General features: G+C 58.5%; 22 protein-coding genes and 1 tRNA gene. 6 read left to right on the top strand and 17 right to left on the bottom strand.

Going from position 1 to position 17,413, the window contains the following annotated elements:
• From HMPREF3173_RS25140 to HMPREF3173_RS25370, 4 genes are all read right to left on the bottom strand, one after another.
• The coding region (locus HMPREF3173_RS25140) for an SOS response-associated peptidase family protein (protein WP_256544533.1) at positions 1 to 203 on the bottom strand (203 nt) is incomplete at its 3' end.
• Positions 149 to 928: a hypothetical protein gene (locus HMPREF3173_RS18855; protein WP_070575562.1), complete on the bottom strand. Its 780-nt coding sequence runs from the start codon at positions 926 to 928 to the stop codon at positions 149 to 151. The genes HMPREF3173_RS18855 and HMPREF3173_RS25140, both read right to left, overlap by 55 nt.
• Positions 929 to 1,022: 94 nt before the next feature.
• A complete protein-coding gene (locus HMPREF3173_RS24115; protein WP_080642087.1) occupies positions 1,023 to 1,199 on the bottom strand; it encodes a DUF3606 domain-containing protein in 177 nt (58 codons plus the stop codon).
• Between the two features lie 1,452 nt (positions 1,200 to 2,651).
• Entirely contained in the window at positions 2,652 to 2,957 is a 306-nt protein-coding gene (locus tag HMPREF3173_RS25370) for a fimbrial protein (RefSeq protein ID WP_139146874.1), read from the bottom strand.
• Positions 2,958 to 4,314: 1,357 nt separating this feature from the next.
• Between HMPREF3173_RS25370 and HMPREF3173_RS18845 the strand changes: the two genes are divergently transcribed.
• Positions 4,315 to 4,644, top strand: a complete 330-nt coding sequence (locus tag HMPREF3173_RS18845) for a hypothetical protein (RefSeq protein ID WP_070575557.1) — start codon at positions 4,315 to 4,317, stop codon at positions 4,642 to 4,644.
• A 258-nt stretch (positions 4,645 to 4,902) separates the two neighbouring features.
• On the opposite strand, the gene HMPREF3173_RS18840 is transcribed toward HMPREF3173_RS18845, so the two are convergent.
• Positions 4,903 to 5,493, bottom strand: coding sequence for a hypothetical protein (locus HMPREF3173_RS18840; RefSeq protein ID WP_139146873.1), 591 nt, complete (start codon positions 5,491 to 5,493; stop codon positions 4,903 to 4,905).
• A 306-nt stretch (positions 5,494 to 5,799) separates the two neighbouring features.
• Complete coding sequence (locus tag HMPREF3173_RS18835) at positions 5,800 to 6,474, bottom strand: polysaccharide lyase family 7 protein (RefSeq protein ID WP_070575550.1); 675 nt, start codon at positions 6,472 to 6,474, stop codon at positions 5,800 to 5,802.
• 249 nt (positions 6,475 to 6,723) lie between these two features.
• On the opposite strand from HMPREF3173_RS18835, the gene HMPREF3173_RS18830 reads away from it, so the two are divergent.
• Complete coding sequence (locus HMPREF3173_RS18830; RefSeq protein ID WP_070575546.1) at positions 6,724 to 6,912, top strand: hypothetical protein; 189 nt, start codon at positions 6,724 to 6,726, stop codon at positions 6,910 to 6,912.
• A 24-nt stretch (positions 6,913 to 6,936) separates the two neighbouring features.
• Here HMPREF3173_RS18830 and HMPREF3173_RS18825 read toward each other — a convergent pair whose 3' ends face one another.
• The 3 genes from HMPREF3173_RS18825 to HMPREF3173_RS24440 all read right to left on the bottom strand — a co-directional run bounded on the left by HMPREF3173_RS18825 (position 6,937) and on the right by HMPREF3173_RS24440 (position 7,856).
• Entirely contained in the window at positions 6,937 to 7,350 is a 414-nt protein-coding gene (locus HMPREF3173_RS18825; RefSeq protein WP_043211726.1) for a DoxX family protein, read from the bottom strand.
• A 101-nt stretch (positions 7,351 to 7,451) separates the two neighbouring features.
• Positions 7,452 to 7,536, bottom strand: a tRNA-Leu gene (locus tag HMPREF3173_RS18820).
• A 107-nt stretch (positions 7,537 to 7,643) separates the two neighbouring features.
• Complete coding sequence (locus HMPREF3173_RS24440) at positions 7,644 to 7,856, bottom strand: hypothetical protein (protein WP_139146872.1); 213 nt, start codon at positions 7,854 to 7,856, stop codon at positions 7,644 to 7,646.
• A gap of 214 nt (positions 7,857 to 8,070) precedes the next feature.
• Between HMPREF3173_RS24440 and HMPREF3173_RS18815 the strand changes: the two genes are divergently transcribed.
• Genes HMPREF3173_RS18815 through HMPREF3173_RS18805 form a run of 3 tightly spaced genes read left to right on the top strand, consistent with a single transcriptional unit; the run spans position 8,071 to position 11,055 of the window.
• Positions 8,071 to 9,228 carry a two-component system sensor histidine kinase NtrB gene (locus HMPREF3173_RS18815; RefSeq protein WP_070575543.1) on the top strand — a complete coding sequence of 386 codons (1,158 nt, stop codon included), beginning with the start codon at positions 8,071 to 8,073 and terminating at the stop codon, positions 9,226 to 9,228.
• Positions 9,229 to 9,237: 9 nt separating this feature from the next.
• A complete protein-coding gene (locus tag HMPREF3173_RS18810) occupies positions 9,238 to 10,683 on the top strand; it encodes an ATPase domain-containing protein (RefSeq protein ID WP_070575540.1) in 1,446 nt (481 codons plus the stop codon).
• Positions 10,684 to 10,695: 12 nt separating this feature from the next.
• Positions 10,696 to 11,055 carry a response regulator gene (locus HMPREF3173_RS18805; RefSeq protein WP_043211733.1) on the top strand — a complete coding sequence of 120 codons (360 nt, stop codon included), beginning with the start codon at positions 10,696 to 10,698 and terminating at the stop codon, positions 11,053 to 11,055.
• A gap of 66 nt (positions 11,056 to 11,121) precedes the next feature.
• Here HMPREF3173_RS18805 and csrA read toward each other — a convergent pair whose 3' ends face one another.
• The 8 genes from csrA to HMPREF3173_RS18770 form a co-directional block, all read right to left on the bottom strand.
• Positions 11,122 to 11,319 (bottom strand): carbon storage regulator CsrA, encoded by a 198-nt coding sequence (csrA, locus tag HMPREF3173_RS18800; protein ID WP_043211735.1) that lies wholly within the window; start codon positions 11,317 to 11,319, stop codon positions 11,122 to 11,124.
• A 262-nt stretch (positions 11,320 to 11,581) separates the two neighbouring features.
• Positions 11,582 to 12,592 (bottom strand): DNA topoisomerase IB, encoded by a 1,011-nt coding sequence (locus HMPREF3173_RS18795; protein ID WP_070575538.1) that lies wholly within the window; start codon positions 12,590 to 12,592, stop codon positions 11,582 to 11,584.
• A gap of 57 nt (positions 12,593 to 12,649) precedes the next feature.
• The gene (gene modC, locus HMPREF3173_RS18790; protein ID WP_070575535.1) at positions 12,650 to 13,741 is read right to left on the bottom strand and encodes a molybdenum ABC transporter ATP-binding protein; all 1,092 of its coding nucleotides are present in this window, start codon (positions 13,739 to 13,741) and stop codon (positions 12,650 to 12,652) included.
• A 1-nt stretch (position 13,742) separates the two neighbouring features.
• On the bottom strand, positions 13,743 to 14,423 hold the full coding sequence (modB, locus tag HMPREF3173_RS18785; RefSeq protein ID WP_070575532.1) for a molybdate ABC transporter permease subunit: 681 nt from the start codon (positions 14,421 to 14,423) through the stop codon (positions 13,743 to 13,745).
• A complete protein-coding gene (modA, locus tag HMPREF3173_RS18780) occupies positions 14,423 to 15,181 on the bottom strand; it encodes a molybdate ABC transporter substrate-binding protein (protein WP_043211745.1) in 759 nt (252 codons plus the stop codon). Before modA ends, modB begins: the two co-directional genes overlap by 1 nt.
• A 119-nt stretch (positions 15,182 to 15,300) precedes the next feature.
• Entirely contained in the window at positions 15,301 to 16,374 is a 1,074-nt protein-coding gene (locus tag HMPREF3173_RS18775) for an NAD(P)H-dependent flavin oxidoreductase (protein ID WP_043211749.1), read from the bottom strand.
• Between the two features lie 30 nt (positions 16,375 to 16,404).
• Positions 16,405 to 16,575, bottom strand: coding sequence for a hypothetical protein (locus HMPREF3173_RS24645; RefSeq protein WP_090344575.1), 171 nt, complete (start codon positions 16,573 to 16,575; stop codon positions 16,405 to 16,407).
• 8 nt (positions 16,576 to 16,583) lie between these two features.
• The gene (locus HMPREF3173_RS18770) at positions 16,584 to 16,886 is read right to left on the bottom strand and encodes a DUF1883 domain-containing protein (protein WP_043211751.1); all 303 of its coding nucleotides are present in this window, start codon (positions 16,884 to 16,886) and stop codon (positions 16,584 to 16,586) included.
• A gap of 163 nt (positions 16,887 to 17,049) precedes the next feature.
• Here HMPREF3173_RS18770 and HMPREF3173_RS18765 point away from each other — a divergent pair, with 163 nt between their 5' ends.
• Positions 17,050 to 17,409, top strand: coding sequence for a hypothetical protein (locus tag HMPREF3173_RS18765; RefSeq protein ID WP_043211753.1), 360 nt, complete (start codon positions 17,050 to 17,052; stop codon positions 17,407 to 17,409).
• Positions 17,410 to 17,413 lie beyond the last annotated feature (4 nt).

Here is a 17,413-nt window from a genome sequence, read left to right as displayed (position 1 = left end):
GCCCAGTGCGGCCGCCATCCCCACCTCACCAGGTCCGCCCGCGGGCCTGCGTCATCCATTCGCAACACGGCCACCTGCGTGCTGGGCGCCACGTTGTAGCGCTCCAGGGCTTGATTACCGATGTTGTTGCGCCATACCCCATCCATGTTCAAGGCGTCGGCAAAGTCGTGCAGCCCTCGATATTGCGACAGTCTCCCGCACATACCGGCTCTCCCAAGTTATCGGGGATGAATCCAAGTCCGCCGCACCCATCGCAATCCTCACGTTGAACGAACGAATCATGGCATGTCGGGCAGCAGGTGAAGGGTGAGTAGCGAGCACGATCTCGCAGCATCCGATACCGCACCCAGTCTTTTTGCTCGAACGCTTCCTGTGCCAGGTCAACCAAAGCCCGATAGGCATCTGGATCTTGTACCCCGGTCAGCCATTTGCCATTGGACATTCGCGCCGTCTCGACCAGTTGGCACGGAATGCCGTCTCCCGTCACAAAGCGTAGGCCGGATATCGGAACGCAGTAATTCGGCTGGCTCATTACCAGATGCACGCGCCCCTCGGTGACCATGACTCGCCCGTGGTAAGCGGGGAGCATGCTTCGCATGCCGCTTGCATCCGTGAACGAAAAAACACCATGGCTGATGGTTGCAATCCGCGTGTTCTCCCCATCCGGGACCACGTTGTAGGCGGAGGCCTGGCAGTACTGCTCATAGGCAAACTGCTCCTCAAGGCCGGCGGAGTAAGCCGCGTGCGCTTGCTCCCGCATCTCATAGAGTTCTAGCGGATCGAAGAGGTTGAGCTTTTCCATTTCGCTCAGGTGCCAGTCAGCGATGGAGAGAAAGGCTTCTGGATCGCTCAGGCGTAGATGCTCGTTCTGCAGCTCTTTGGTCCATTTCTCCAGAGCTTGTGATTTGGTGATGGGCAGGGTTTGCATGATCGGCCAGCGAATACTGTTTGTATATACAGTATTTCATGTGGCAGGTGTGGTCCAATCCGTGCGACGAAGGGGCGCTGTTGCGCCCGCCCCATCATTTTCCAAGCTGCTTTTGTACCGCCTCAGCGCTTTGACCAACAGCCCTGACTGCATCCTTTAGCTGTTGCTCGGTGACGCCAAATTTTTGAGACCAGTATCTGACCTCCCAGCTTTCCTCGATGTTGATTCTGGAGCGATCTTGCGGGCCTCGGTTCGACAGATCATCAGCCATTTTAAGAACCTCAGATGGACGGCCTGGCCAATCCAGGCTGCTGAGCATTTGGACCTGTGAGAGCGGGGCGGGTTTGATTTTTTAATGGGGATAAGGTCGGCAGAACGCCGGAGGAAGGGGTATTTGGCTGTCTAAAACTGCGTGGAAGCTTCTCGGCTTTACTGGGCGAAAGTCTCCGAAACGCGATGAAAAGTATTAGACGCGATGAAGGCTAAGGCCGCTGAATCCGCGGCCTTGAGGGAGATTGTAACGCTACTGCTGCATTACTGGCGTGAACAGATCCGCTGCAGGGATAGGCTGAACGATCTCGATCCACCAGTCCCCTTGGGACTCATGCAAGGCCCCTCCAAGGTACACGTTGTCTTGGTCAAAGCTGCGGATCTGACGGGGACTGGCGGTAATGTCCTCAACCTGGCACATGACCATATAGCAGGGTGTACCAGCACGTATTTCCTCGACGTGACCATTGCGCTCCTTGTATCCGAGGTTTCCTTGGTTATCCGCGTATCTATTGTGATGCGTGAGCATTGCGAAGGGGCGCCCGTCGAACTGCTGTGTGCGATCTTTCCAAACTCTGAGGACTAGAGCACCATCCGCTCGGTGAGCTCCCCATGACCACCTCGTGTTCTTAAGTGGAGCGCCAAGGCGCTTGAAGAATTCGCTTTGCGTCATGAGAAAGAGCCTCGCAAAAGTGGCGAAAATCGGTTCCAAAACTGAAGCATCGACCCTTGTAGAATGCGGGTTACAGACGAGCGAATCCCGTTTCGTTTTGGAACTGATTTTTTAGTGCACGCTGCATAATACGGGGATTCTTGTATAGGATTGCAAATCCGTCTACGCCGGTTCGATTCCGACCTCGGCCTCCACCATTCAAAAGCCCCGCAGATTAACGTCTGCGGGGTTTTTATTTGCGCGCAAAAAATACCGAAGTCCTAGAAAAATCACATCAGTCCCAAGCCTCCTCATTTGAAGGTTTGGCAATGGCCCGACGCTTTAACGTATCGACGGGTGTGCTGGCCAGCCGGGTACTCCGGGCGCATGGGAGCCTTGTTCCAGATTTCGTCTGCCGCATAGAAGTCGCGAGCCTTTTCCTGATTGCGACGCACTAACAGCACGGCTTGTAGGTCGCAAAAGTCCATGGCGCTCCCCTTGGTTGATGCACTAGGACGGGAACTAGGATGTCTTTATGTGCCCGAAGTCTGACGCTTAAGCCGTAGAGCCCCGAGCAACTGCTCAGCCGTTGGCGTGATGTTTGCTGATAGTGTTTCGTCCCAAGCAGTGATCACAAGTAGTTCATAATGAATGTGACCTCGCTGTTGGCGGAGCCGGCGCTCATCCCTTTATCATATTGACCAGCATCAGCATTCGGTAGTGTACGGATATATTTTGCATTCAAAGGTAAGGAAAAGCTTCCGCCGTCGCTTGAATATTCGTTAAACACATAGGTTGTGTCTAGTTGTATGGGGTGTAGTGATCGTCTAGTAATTGAAGGGCAATGCCTTTGGCGGTAGAGCTGTTATTTAGCTTTATAATGCCGAGTGCGCTATTCGCCGCCGGGGAATCTGCAGTGGCGGATAAGCTGTAGTTGACTTTCTGGATCCCGCTTGGGCAATTATTGAGTTTTATATAAAATTTTTTGGGCGGGGTGGAGTTTCCGTTGCTCGAGAAAGTGCTTATATTGTGTTCGCCCATATCTACAGCAATGTTCGGTGTCTCGCATGATTGGAGTATGATGGATGAGCTTTTATCAGTAATCATTGCCAGTGGCCTTACAGTTGCTGACTCGACCTGAATAAACCCAGGGTTCCGGCCGGTATGGTTGCGCCTGGTGATATACGGCCTGTTTTAATGATGCGTAGGGCATTTGTTGTGGTGTTGAATCCATATCCGCCCGGATTCCTAGTGCTTCCGCCGCCGAATCCTATATAGGGTGAGCTTTGGTATATCCATTGCCAGGACAGTCCTGTATTACCAATCGGGAAATAGGATGTCGTTGCGGAGTCGCTTCCTACATTGTTTTTTATTCCTGTTGTGAATGTAGTGGAACATGTGTATGAGGTGTTTCCATAGAAGGTTTGCGGCGGGGACTCATAGATAATGGTGTTGTTTGCTGCGTCCCTAGGGATGGATAGGCTTGAAGGAATACTTATCGATATTTGTTTTTGCGAGTGCCCTTCAAAAAAATGCAGGCTGCAAATGAAGACGGTGGTGCAATTATTAGTAAGGCCCAAGTGGCCAAGAGTCTGAGGGACTTCATTATTTGCCAAACCTCTCAGGGTGTTTTCAATTAAATGCTAGGTGCTCGGTTTTTAAGCGAAGGTAAAGCGTTCTCCAGCGCTGGGCTGATGAGCTAGGTTGTATGGCGTACTCTAGGCGGCGTAGCAGGTTACAAAGCTTGCTTGGTTATTAAGCGTTGTATATTGGCTCGTTGAATGAATCGTCTAAGTTATGTTGTGTCCGCCCTCAGCTTAATCAGACAATTCTGATAAAGCCGCTACTGTGTGTCGCCCGTGGCTTGCTCATCTATCTACGGTGCCGTTCCCTGCGTGCTGCATCCGCGTTGTAATGTTCTCGGGGCGTCGAATGGAAGGCGCTCCCGAGAGTTGGATGCGGCCCTGGCCGCGTTCGGCGCTACCAAATCGGAGAGATTGAGATGTTGGATCCGGAGCAGGCGAAGCTCTACCCAGGTGCGGGTTAGTCTGATTCTCCACTACGGAGATGATGTGTGAACGTTATTTGATTAGTGATGAAGGAGAGGATGTGGTCACTGAGGCTGGTCGGTATCGCCTTCAGATGATCTAGGCCTGTCAGCTGATCGTAAGGCAACAAGAAGCCCGCTCCATGGCGGGCTCTCTGTGACGGGTGCTGATCCTTCAACTGCGTAGGATTGTAGGGCCGGTGGGTGACGGAATGCTAGAAAAAGGCCCGCCGGAGCGGGCTGAATGTCCCAACATGAACAAAGTTGACTTTACAGTCAGCTTTGTGAAGAAATCGTGAAAGCGCGCGTCCAACCTTCCCCTTGGGAATCCGCTAATCGTGCTGTTCTACCTTCGTGGATTGGTGTCCTTTCGATGTTGATTGCTAGAATTCGTTAGCCACTAGGGATCTATCGTAAATGTATCGACTTCCTGTCCTCGTTTGTTCCGCAGTGCTGGTTACGCTGGCTGGGTGCGCATCGCCAGGTCAGCCAACCGGCACCAAGCTAACCAGCAAAACCCCCGAGGCATACGCAGCATGCGTTCTGCCCAAATGGCAGGCCATGGCGCCGCTCACCACCCAAAAATCCATCTCCAATGGTTACCGCATCACAGCGCCCAGCGCAGTGACTTCCGATGATGTGCTTGAGATCGTCAAGTACCATGAGGGAAGCCGCGCAACGTTCTACAAAGGCAGTTTCTTGTCGACCGATAAGCTGCGCACAGCGGCACGAGAGTGTCTGGATTGATGCCCTAAGTCACAGCATTGTGCACCAATGCAAAACCCCGGCACTGCGCCGGGGTTTCGGTAGACGGGGCCAAGTCCCTTTGGCTCGATCGATAATGATCACGTTGCGTGACAAGGGTGTGACAGACTCTCCAGTGGTTACCAATGCATTGATGGTTACTAACGCGCACCGCCCACGCCACCCATGTGGTCGACTCGTCGGATTGTCTGTCAGATGCTTTTTGAAATTAGCAAGTGAAGCGATTTCACGGCACCGGGTTCAAAGTTTGGATATGTCAGTTGTGGGCGCGTCGGCTGGTGTCTCGTCGGTGCTCACCACCTTTGTGGGCAGGGTGGAGAAGGTCACCGCATACTTGCCGAGGTCTTTTTCCTGACGCTGGAAATTGATCGACACTTTTTCGCCTTGCCACGAAAGCACTTCGGCCAAATAGGAGGCCCCGGAAGTCATCTTGATCCAATGGCTATCCTGCTTTGTGGGTTGGCCGAATTGCTCGATCAGCAGGTCCGTTACCAGATTCAAGCTATTGGCATTGCCACTGAAGACCAGTTCCTGCACCCGGCCACCTGCCAACGTGGCGACCAGTTCGTAGCCTGGGGAAATGGGCAGGTATGGCAAGCCTCGGACCTCGAAGCGGTTCGGGTCGGCGGTAGCGACCCGGCAGGGTTTGTCTGGCCTGGCAACATCGGCAGGGCAGGGAGCAACTTGGTTGAGGAAGTCGCCCTGAAGATCGATACCCAGAAACGAGGTCGGCTCCAGTTCCCATGCAGGGCTGTTCTGCTGTGCGTTCGTCCACAGAGGAAGCATGGCGAGCAGGCCCGCCGAAACAGTTAAAAGAGGTAGAGGCTTCATGGAGTCCATTCTTCGAAGAAGATTCAACAAGGGGTGTAGATTACCCGCATGCACAGCACATTCAATGCTGTCAATAGGCCTGCTTCGCAGGTGTACTGCGGAAAAGGAGCAGAACGTTTCTGAAAAGTTCCATCCGAAGTGAAAGGGTGTGACGCGGGTCACGTTTTAGGCGTGGTCGCGCAATGGGATCAGAAAAAGAAAAACCCGCCAGGAAGGCGGGTTGAAAGAACGTACGAAGCAGTCTCAGTGTGCCCAGTCGATTGTCAGAAATTCGTGAAGCGCCTGTTCACAGACTGTCGATGACTCTCAAAAATGAGTCAGCTCAAGGCGACTGATCACGCAAACCGAGCCGTCTTCAACGGGCGTTGAGTCGGTAAAGTCAATCTGGTTGTACACGCCGCCGTGGAAGTTAAAGTTCTTTGCGCTCCATGTGCTCGCCAACTGAAGTGCTGGAGAGCGGCCTGTACGGCCGTTGCAGGTTGCGCTGAGGATGACTAAGCCGCTGGATGAGACTTCGATGAGGATCTCGAACGGTGTTCCCAGCGGCACCTCGGTCAGAAGGGTGGTCGTGGGTGCGGTTGCCTGGTTGAATTCGGAGCGAAAGCCATAAGTGAGCTTGCCTTTGGTCCAGAACACTTTGATCGGTGGGCTGTCATCGTCCTTTACGTGCAGTTGTGAAATCACCACTTTTTGTAACGAGTTGACCTTCTGCAGCGTGAACGTTTGGTGGTTACGGTGGGTAGCGGCGCTGCCTAAGCCCCAATAGACAGGTTCCTTCCATTCGCAACGGGTACGGTGTGTGCTTTTGCTGGCCGCGCCCTTGGTAGGGGCGCTCAGGCGAATGGAACCATCGGGCAATCGCGCGACAAACTCACTCAACGTAGCCAGGGCGACGGCACCGGTGACTTCCAGGGCCACGGGGTTGGTTTCTGATTTAGGGGCAGGCGTGGTGATGATCAAGTTGTCGATGTTCACAGTCATGCGGGTTCTCCTTGATGAAACACAGGTCCACATATTTGCGAGCATCGAAGCAGGGCATATGGTTCCCACAAAGATTGCGCCGGGAGACCGAATGGGCAAAAAAAGCCCGCCAAGGTGGCGGGCAAGAACGTTTGAAGGGAGAGATTGGAGACTAGCGGTTGAGCGGTTAAGCCAGCGTTAAGCTGTCAACAATTGACCGCGACTGTTGATCGGCCTATACAGGCCTGCTTTGACCCTGGGAGCCCAGCCATGCACGACGAAGACGACCTGCACGAACCCGAGCACGATCATCTGCTCGACCACGAGTTTCTGGAGGAGGATGTCGATTCGGAAGCCGACGCTCATGGAGTGCTGGACGAAGCCGAGGAAGATGAAGAGCTTCGGGATGACTTCGATGACGAGGAGCATCCCGCCTGGCACGACGACGTCGACGATTAAGTCGTCGTGCCAGTGTTGTGGCTGTCAGCGACGGTCCAGGGAGAAGCGTCCTGCGCCGCTCACCGCCAGCAGCAACAGCCCGCCGACGATGCTCATGTTTTTAAGGAACTGGGTCATGTTGGCGCTGCGCTCCGGGTCGACCATGTTCCAGTATGGATGCCCGATCAATGCAGTGCCCAGCACGAACAACGCGAACAGGAAGGCCAGCGGCCGCGTATAGAAGCCCAGGATCAGCAGGATGCCAACGGCGAACTCCATGATCACGGCAATGGCCGCCGCGAGCATGGGCGCAGGGGCACCGAGGGAGCTCATGTAATTGACCGTGCCTTCAAAGCCGGTCAGTTTGCTCCAACCGGACAGGATGAAAAGGATCATCAGCAATACACGGGCGAGCAGGATGATGATGTCGCGTTGACCATCGAAGAGGGAGTAGCGCATGGTGGCATTCCAGTGAGCGGGGACATGTTCCACTGTAGCAGTCGGTACACGTTTTGCTGGGCATGAAAAAGGCGCCGCAAGGGCGCCTTTTCAGAAGGAGGTGGTGCGAGTGGCGGGACTCGAACCCGCAAGGCTCACGCCGACAGATTTTAAGTCTGCTGTGTATACCAATTCCACCACACTCGCACGCTTGAAAGGGTCGTCACGACCGGCGCGCTTCAAGGCAGAAGGGCCTGACAATCAAGCGCGCTTTATAACCCACCGTTATAGACAAGTCAACCGCACCTGCCGTTTCAGGGGGTTAATGCGTGGGCGATCTGACGCAGCGTGCAGGCAGAGGATTTCAGGCCCTGGGTATGGCCATCCATCGCCTGGGTATCGTGTCCGTGTACACGATGGCGAAGGTACCGGGCGTGTCCGGAAAGGCCCGCGGCAGGCAACTTCCAATTCGGTGGCGGTGTTTTGGAGTCATCTTGCAGGCGCTGCATGCGCAAATTGACGAGCATCTTCGTTCCTGGCTTTGCAAAGGCCGGAGCATATAGGCCAAGGGCTATAGTGCTGTCATTTAGCCTTGCAAGTCCGTGCTCAGGCCCAACGCGTTGCAACTCTTTGCTGGCCGAACGGGAACCATGACGCGTCCAGGCTTGTCTGTGGCTTACATGGGTGCCGGTCTTTTGACTACGCTCAGTGGATGGCCCTGGTAGTGCCTGCGGAGTCTGCATGGTTTCCAATGAGCGTTCCGATCAGCCGCAAATGCCGCCCAACCGTTATGAGCAGCTGGTTCAATCGGTGGTGGACTATGCCATCTATATGCTCGACCTGTCGGGCACGGTGGTGTCCTGGAACCCAGGCGCCGAACGTATCAAGGGCTACCGTGCCGAGGAAGTGATCGGCCAGCATTTTTCGCTGTTCTTCACCGACCAGGACCGGGCCGAAGGCCGTCCGGAGCATTTGTTGCGCCAGGCTTTGGAGCAGGGTGTGGCGCAGGATGAAGGCTGGCGCGTGCGCAAGGACGGCACGCAATTCTGGGCCCTGGCAGCACTGGATGTGGTAAGGGACGAAACGGGGCAGGTCATCGGATTGGCCAAAGTTACCCGGGACATCACCGACCGACGTGAGTCGGCCCTGCAATTGGATGCCATCCGCGCCCAGCTATTCCAAGCCCAGAAACTCGAGGCCCTGGGGCAACTCACCGGTGGCCTGGCCCATGACTTCAACAACCTGTTGACTATCATTCTCGGGGCCGCCCGGCTCGCCATGAGTAGCGATGATTTGCAGCGTATCCGCCGGCTGCTTGAACATATTGTCGATGCCGGGGAACGGGGCACGCAATTAACCCGGCAACTGCTGACGTTCGCCCGTCATCGCCAATTGAGCGCGGCGCGTATCGCCCCCGCTGAACTGATCGAGGCCACGCGTGGTCTTCTGCAGCATGGACTGACCCAAGGCATCGTGCTTGAGGAATGCCTGCAGCCGGACCTGCCCACGATTGAAGCGGACGCGGGGCAACTGCAGATGGTCTTGCTCAACCTGCTGCTCAATGCCCGTGATGCCATCGACGGCGAGGGACGCATTCGTCTTGCCGTCACCTGTGTCGAGGTGTCTGGCGAGGTGGAGGGGCTGCGAGGACGTTTTGTGCGGTTCGATGTGCAGGACACAGGCCAAGGCATCGATCCGAAGGTGCTGCCGCGAATCTTCGAGCCTTTTTTCACCACCAAGCCCTTTGGCCGGGGCACAGGTCTGGGACTGAGCCAGGTCTATGGCTTTGCCAGGCAGTGCAACGGTGCTATCTGCGTGGACAGCCGGTTAGGCGAGGGTACCTGCATGAGTCTGTACCTGCCCGCATGCCCGGACGTCACCGACCCTGGGTCTCAATGAGTAACCACCATGGCAGAATCACTCAAGCGATTGGCGACAGGCATCGATGGACTGGACGTGCTCCTCAAAGGCGGCCTGATCGCCGGGGCCTCCTATATCGTCCAGGGACCGCCGGGTGCGGGCAAAACCATTCTGGCCAACCAGCTGGCATGCAATCATGTGCGCAGCGGCGGTCGCGTGTTGGTGGCGACCTTGCTCAGCGAGTCCCACGAGCGGTTGTTTCAATACTTGTCGACGCTGGACTTCTTCGATCCTGCGCTGGTCGGCGACTCAATCCAGTTCGTCAGTGCCTTCGATACCTTGGAGCAGGAAGGGCTCGATGCGGTGGTCAGGTTGTTACGCCAGGAGATCGCCCGTCAGCAGGCCAGCCTGCTCATCGTCGATGGGCTGCTCAACGCTCGGGTCCGTGCGGAAACCAGCCTCGATACCAAGAAGTTCGTCTCCGAACTGCAAGGGCACGCCGCCTTTGCCGGATGTACCGTGCTGTTGTTGACCAGCGCCCGACTGCAAGAGGGCAGTCCAGAGCACACCATGGTCGATGGGGTGATCGAGTTGGGCGAACAACTGCTAGGCAGCCGGGCGGTGCGCCAGGTCCAGTTGCGCAAGACGCGTGGCAGTGGCGCACTTTCCGGGCTGCATGAGTGCCTGATCGACCAGGCCGGTCTGCAGGTGTTTCCTCGCCTGGAGGCGCTATACAGCCACCCCAGTCAGATGGGAAGCGATACGCTGACGCGGGTCGGTACCGGTATCGCCACGTTGGACGAAATGCTCGGCGGTGGTGTGGCCAAGGGCTCGGTCAGCCTGGTCATGGGGCCTTCGGGGATCGGCAAGACATCGTTAGGCCTGGCGTTCCTCGGGCCCTGCACTCCCCAGGCCCCGGGCCTGCACTTTGGCTTCTACGAAACACCGGCCCGGCTGCGCCTGAAGGCCGCTGCGCTGGGGCATGACCTCGCCAAGCGTGAACGCGAAGGTAGCCTGGCGTTCTGTTGGCAAACCACCACCGAAGGGCTATTGGACCAGCTTGGCGGATACTTGCTCGAGCGTGTCGAGACTCTGGGCGCCCAGCGGGTGGTGATCGACAGCCTGGGCGCGTTCAGTCGCCTGGCGTTCGACCCTGCCCGGCTCAATGCCTTCTTCCGTGCCCTGACCGGTGAGTTACGTGCCCGTGACGTCAGCGTGCTGCTGACCTGGGAGATGCGCGATATCTTCGGCTCGGAGATCACTGCACCAGCGCCAGATCTTTCGAGCCTCGTCGACAACTTGCTCTTGATGCGTTTCGTCGAACTGGATTCGCAGTTGCGGCGCATGGTCTCGGTGCTCAAGGTGCGCGATAGCCATCATGACCCGGCGCTGCATGAGCTGTGCATCGGTCCTCAGGGAGTTGTTTTGCGCAAGGCCTTCAAAGGTGCATGCGGCGTGTTGAGCGGCACGCCCGTGCCCCAGGGGAGCGACTGATGGAATAGGACGATGAACACAATCCTGATCGTCGACGATGAATACCTGATAGCCGATATCCTCGGATTCGCGTTGGAGGATGAAGGCTTTCTGGTGGAGAAGGCGAGCAATGGCCGCAAGGCTTTGGAGGCGCTCAAGGAAAAGCGGGTAGAGTTGGTGATCACCGACTACATGATGCCGCTGCTCAATGGCGAGGAACTGGTCAAGGCGATCCGCGATGAACTGCAGCTACCTGACCTGCCAGTGATTCTCATGAGCGGCGCACAGGCCAACCAGGGACGCATTTGCCCCGAGTTGTTCGTTGCGGTTTTCGACAAACCCTTCGACATGGACAGGATGATCGCCAAGGTGCGGGAACTGCTAGACACCTGAGGCCTGGCCGCCCGCGTGAGCGGGCTGAACGGTCAAGCGCGTCCGTGCGACTTGAAGCAAGGTTGTTCAGTGCTGGTCGTCGTTCTTCTCCGGAGCAGGGTTGCCGGCCTGGATACGCTTGAAGATCTCTTCACGATGAACCTGTACATCCTTTGGCGCATCGATGCCGATCCTCACTTGCATCCCTTTGACTCCCAGAATGGTTACTTTGATGTCATCGTCGATGACGATGCTTTCGCCAACCTTGCGGGTGAGTATCAGCATGTAGTTCTCCTTGGTAATGATGAAATCCGCGCGGCCATTTACCGCGGCGGCGGGAGCTTGTCCCTCTTCCTTCTCATTAAAGACGCTTTCCGCGAAGAGTAATTCCCGCGCAGATAAATTCTGTTATCTGTCTTTAGTCGCAGGTGCCGAAACGGCCAAGGCGGCCGATCAGCGAAGGTGCTCGCTGGCAAGGATAGGGGGCTTACGCCCAGATGGGAAATTTCTCTGTTTGATAGCGCAAATAGAAGCGAGTAATCACCGATTAATCCCCTAGTAATTGCAGGAAGCGAAGTAAGGCGGTTTCCTCCGCCTCCAGGCCTTGGCGCGCCCTGGCTTTGGGCAAGGTGGCCAGTCGGCCGAGCTGATAATGCTCCAGCACCGCCGGGTGGATATAGCAGCGTCGACACACCGCAGGCGTATTGCCCAGGCGCGTGGCCACCTGTCGGACGATAGCGGCAACCTGGCGGCGGGCCTCGCTTTCCGGTTGCCAGGCCAGGGGGCGCAACAGGTCCAGGGCAAGTGCGCTGCCAGCCCAGGTGCGGTAGTCCTTGGCGGTGAAGTCAGCACCCGTGAGCTGCTGCAGGAACTGATTGACCTCGCTCGAACCCACGGCATGTCGCTGGCCCTGTTCGTCCAGATACTGGAACAAGGTCTGTCCCGGAAGCTCCAGGCAGCGCTTGATCAGCCGCGCCAGGCGTCGGTCGCGCAGGCTGACATCATGTTCGACGCCCCGTTTGCCGCGGAACTGAAAGCGCACGGTACTGCCTTGGACCTGTACATGCCGGTTGCGCAAGGTGGTCAGGCCGTAGGAATTGTTTTCCCGCAGGTACTGGCGGTTGCCGATTCGGATCAGCGTGGTGTCGAGCAGGCTGACCACCAAGGCCATGACTTTTTCTCGGTCCAGGCCGGGGCGCGCCAGATGGCTATCCAGTTGCCGGCGCAGCTTGGGCAACGCTTGGGCAAAGGCCAGCATGCGATCGTACTTGTGCTGGTCGCGCAGTTCACGCCATTGGGCGTGGTAGCGATACTGCTTGCGTCCTCGGGCGTCGCGCCCGGTGGCTTGCAAATGGCCCTGGGGATCGGGGCAGATCCAGACGGCGGTATAGGCTGGCGGGATCGCCAGGGCGGCGATGCGGGCCAGCGTCTGGGCGTCGTGTATGCGTTTGCCATCGGTGTCGAAGTAATGAAAGCGGTCGCGCCAGCGACGCCGAGTCAGCCCCGGTTGGCTGTCGTCGACATAGTGCAGGGCTTGGGGCAGTGGGCAATCGAGCATGGGGCAATGTCCATCGACCAGTCATAGGACAATGGACAACGGCTGTCCGGTCAATGCTCAGCCCAGCAGCGCCACCGACTTGATCTGCGCCCACAGTGTCTGCCCGGGGTGCAAGTCAAGCTGGTCCGCCGAATAGCGGGTGATGCGCGCCAGCAGGGCATTGCCCGCCGCGTCCAGGCTCACCAGTACATGGGCCGGATTGTCGGCAGGGCGGCATTGAACGACCTGTACAGGCAGGCGGTTGAGAATGCTTGAGGTGCTGTCGGCGGCCAGCGCCAGGCTGACATCGCGTGCCTGTACCTTGAGCCTCAAGGTGCTGCCGATCACCAAGGCGGGATGGGCGATGCGCAGTGTGGGCGCGCAGTCGCCCATCAGGCGCAGATCGAACAGCCCATAGTGCGGGTCATGACCGGCGACCATTCCTTCGAGCACTACACCGGCATCCTCGCCTTGAGCCAAGGGCAGGTCGAGCCTCGCCAGGGTTTCGCTGATCGGGCCGCTGGCCAGTGCCTGGCCCTGTTCCAGTAGCACAAGATGGTCGGCCAGGCGCGCCACTTCATCTTGGGCATGACTGACGTACACCACGGGGATCTCCAGTTCATCATGCAAACGCTCCAGGTACGGCAGGATCTCGCGTTTGCGCGGAGCGTCCAGGGCAGCCAGCGGCTCATCCATCAGAAGCAGGCGTGGGCTGCTGAGCAGGGCGCGGGCGATGCCGACCCGTTGAGCCTCGCCGCCTGAGAGGGTCGCGGGACGGCGCTCGAGCAGAGCAGCGATGCCCAGCAGCTCGCAGGCATGAGCCAGGCTGACCTTGCGGTCGGTGCTGGGGATGCGTCGCCAGCCGAACTCCAGATTGCCGCGCACCGACAGATGAGGGAATAAGCTGGCCTCCTGGAACACGTAACCCACCGGCCGTTTGTGCGGTGCCAGGAAATAGCCGTTGGCGCTGTCTTCCCAGACTTCGCCGTTGACTTCGATGTAGGCGTGCCGGGCGCGCTCCAGGCCCGCCAGACAGCGCAGGCAGGATGTCTTGCCCGAGCCTGAATGGCCGAACAGGGCACTGACGCCGCGTCCAGGCAGATTCAGGTCGACGTTCAGATTGAACTCGCCGCGCGCCAGGTCCAGGCGCGCCAGGATCGACGAAGGCATTTCAGCTCCAGCCTGCTTTTGCACGGCGACCTGCATAGAGCATCAGCAGCACCAAGAAGGAAAACACCAGCATGACGCCTGCCAGCCAATGCGCCTGCGGATAGGCCATGGCCTCGACATGATCGAAGATCTGCACCGAGACCACGCGGGTCTTGTCGGGGATGTTGCCGCCGATCATCAAGACCACGCCGAACTCACCGACAGTATGGGCGAAACCAAGGACACTGGCGGTGACAAAACCGGGCCGGGCGAGCGGCAATACCACATGGACGAAGGTGTCCCAGGGGCTGGCGCGCAAGGTCGCGGCAACTTCCAGCGGGCGCTGGCCGATGGTGGCGAAGGCATTTTGCAGCGGCTGGACCACGAAGGGCATGGAATACACCACTGAGCCGATCACCAACCCGCTGAAGCTGAATACCACGCTGCCCAGCCCCAATGCCTGGGTAGCCTGGCCTAGCCAGCCGTGCGGGCCGAGGGCGATCAGTAGATAGAAGCCGATCACCGTGGGCGGCAGTACCAGCGGCAGGGCCACCACCGCACCGATAGGACCACGCAGCCATGAGCGTGTCCGCGCCAGCCACCAGGCGATGGGCGTGCCCAGCACCAACAGGATCAAGGTGGTCAGGCTGGCCAGTTTGATGGTCAGCCAGATCGCACCCAGGTCGCTGGCGTCCAGTGGCATCAGAGGTCATACCCGTAGGACTTGATCACCGCAGCCGCTTTCGGGCCCTTGAGGTAATCGAACAGGGCCTTGGCGGCCGGGTTGTCCTTGCCCTTTTCGAGAATCACCGCGTCCTGGCGGATCGGCTCGTGCAACGGCGCCGGCACGATCCAGGCCGAGCCGCTCTGCAACTTGCCATCCTTGTAGATCTGCGACAGGGCGACGAAGCCGAGCTCGGCATTGCCCGTGGAGACGAACTGGAAGGCCTGGGTGATGTTCTGGCCCTCGACCAGCTTGGCCTGGGTGGTTTCGGTCAAATTGAGCTTGTCCAGCACTTGGGTGGCGGCCAAGCCATAGGGGGCGGTCTTGGGGTTAGCGATAGCCAGGTGCTGAAAGGTGTTCTGCTTGAGGATCTCGCCTTTGTCATCCACATATCCAGGTTTGGCCGACCACAGAGCCAGGGTGCCGATGGCATAGGTGAAGCGCGAGCCGGGGACAATGGCCTTTTCCTGCTCGAGCTTGGCCGGCGTGCTGTCGTCGGCGGCGAGGAAGACGTCAAAGGGGGCGCCGTTCTTGATCTGTGCATAGAACTGGCCGGTGGCGCCGGAGGCGACCACCAGCTTGTGGCCGGTGTCTTTCTCGAAATCCTTGGCGATGGCCTGGAGGGGCGCGGTGAAGTTGGCTGCGACGGCCACTTGGACTTCATCAGCCCAGGCGCTATTGAGCGTAATCAGGCCGGCCAGGACGCCAGCGGCCAAAGTGGACAGGCGGATGAGCATGCAGAGGGGCTCCTTGGGGGTATCGTTATGGTGCTGACTATATAGCGATAGGCCGCCGGACAGGAAGAGGCACGATGCGGAGCGGGCTTGCCTCGCGATGGCGTCAATCAGGGGGCAGTTCAGCGCCCGAGCTGCTCCAGCGCTTTGTTGGCGATCTCTAAGGTCAGCTCGCTGGCCGAGCGGTGCCGCCCCAGGCGCAGTGCCTGGCCGGCCCACAGGTTGCTGAAATCGCTGTTGCCCTGTGGGTCACGGATCGCCCTGAGCGGCATCAAGGCGCCGCCGGCGAGTGGGAAGCGCGGCGCCAGCGGGCTCATCGGCCCCAGCTCGCGCATGATACGGTTGTTGATGCCTCGCGCTGGACGTCCGGTGAACAGGTTGGTCAGGGCCGTATCGCTGGCCGGCGCGTTGTCCAGCGCATGGCGATGGGCCGCTGATACCTTGGCTTCGGGGCAGAACAGGTAAGCGGTGCCGATTTGCACCGCCGAAGCGCCCAGTGCCAGGGCGGCGACCAGTCCGCGATGATCACCGATGCCGCCTGCCGCGATCACCGGGATGCGCACGGCATCCACCACTTGAGGCACCAACGCGAAGGTACCGATCTGGCTGGTGATGTCGTCGCTCAGGAACATGCCTCGATGCCCGCCGGCCTCGTAGCCCATGGCGATGATCGCATCGCAGCCATTGGCCTCCAGCCAAAGGGCTTCTTCCACCGTGGTGGCGCTAGACAACACCTTGGCACCGCTGGCCTTCACTCGTTGCAGCAGTTCGACCTGGGGCAGGCCGAAATGAAAGCTCACCACCTCAGGACGCAATTGCTCCACCCATTGGCAACTCTGCTCGTCGAATGGCGCCCGGTTGGATACCGGCGTAGGCGCCTCGAAATCCGCCCCGACCTCGTCGTAATAGGGCTTGAGCGCTTGTTTCCAGCGCGCGTCGCGCACCGGGTCAGGCATTGGCGGCTGATGGCAGAAGAAATTGAGATTCAGTGGCCCCTGGCAACTGGCACGAAAGGCTTGCACTTCGCCGTGGAGCTGCTCGGCGGTGAGCATGGCACAGGGCAGGGCGCCCAGCCCGCCGGCATTGCCGACGGCAATGGCCATGGCCGAGCCGCTGGCACCGGCCATGGGCGCTTGGAGTATGGGCAACTGGATGCCCAGTAGGTCGAGGATACGACGGTCGGGCCAGGTGCTCATGCGCTACTCCTTGATGACGGTGGGGCGGGTTTACAGGGCCTTGCTGACTTGGATGTCGCTGATCTTCTCGGCATCGTCGCCGTGGATCTTGCGCAGCGCTTCGAGCGCCTGCTCATGGGAGGCGTCAGGCATCAGGGCAAAGTCCCAACGGCGCTCGCCGTCGAGCTTGTACTTGATCACGTATTTGATGGTTTGAGTCATGACGGGCCTTAGACGAGTTTGGACGACGAGCGGCGGATGATCTTGATCTTGTGGGTGAAGGTCGGCTTGCGAGTCACCGAGATCGGGCGCGGGCTCACGGTGTCGATGGTGATATTCCAGAAGCCGGTGCTGGGTACGGTGATCTTGGCTGGGAACTTGATGAAGTGGCCACCGTGGTAGGTGTGCCGGCCGCCGTTCTTGAAGCTGCGGAAGTTGGCGTCATTCATCAGGCGGATGTTGCAGCGCTGGGAGCACTCGATGACGACCACGTCGTCCTCGTTCAGGTGCTCGCGCTGGTGTACGAATTTCATGAGGTGCTCCGCAAGGATTGGTTCTGCAAACATGAACGATACCACGATGTCAGGGTAGACTTGCGCGCGAGATGGTCGGGCCCAAGATAAATCTGCCAAAGCAGGGAGCAAATCAGCCCGACAGTGGTCGAAGCGTTTCTCGATGAAGGAAGGGGTAATGCGAATGAAGTGGTTGGTGCCCGCGATGCTGTTGGCATTGGGCGGCTGTGTCAGTGTTTCGGAGCTGGAGCAATCGCGCGAAACCTTGGATGTCATCTCCGGCAAGACGCCGCGCCAATACGCCGATTGCGTCAAGAGCAAGCTGGCAGATAGCCGTGACCCACTGGTTGAAGAGGCGCGTGGTGATGGCCTGCGCTTGATCGTTCCACAGAAAGTGCCGACAAGCGTCGGTCCTGCTGCCCTGGTGGACATCGACAAACGTGGCAGTGGCAGCAGCATCAAACTTCACGAGCGGCTGAACAATTTCCCGCTGCGCCTGGGCGATGTGCGCACCGCTGCGACCCAGTGCATCTCCGGAACTTGATCCA

This window comes from Pseudomonas sp. HMSC08G10 (assembly GCF_001808425.1).
GTDB lineage: Bacteria > Pseudomonadota > Gammaproteobacteria > Pseudomonadales > Pseudomonadaceae > Aquipseudomonas > Aquipseudomonas guariconensis.
Note: the sequence above shows the minus strand (reverse complement) of the source record. Positions and strands in the feature narration are given on the sequence as shown.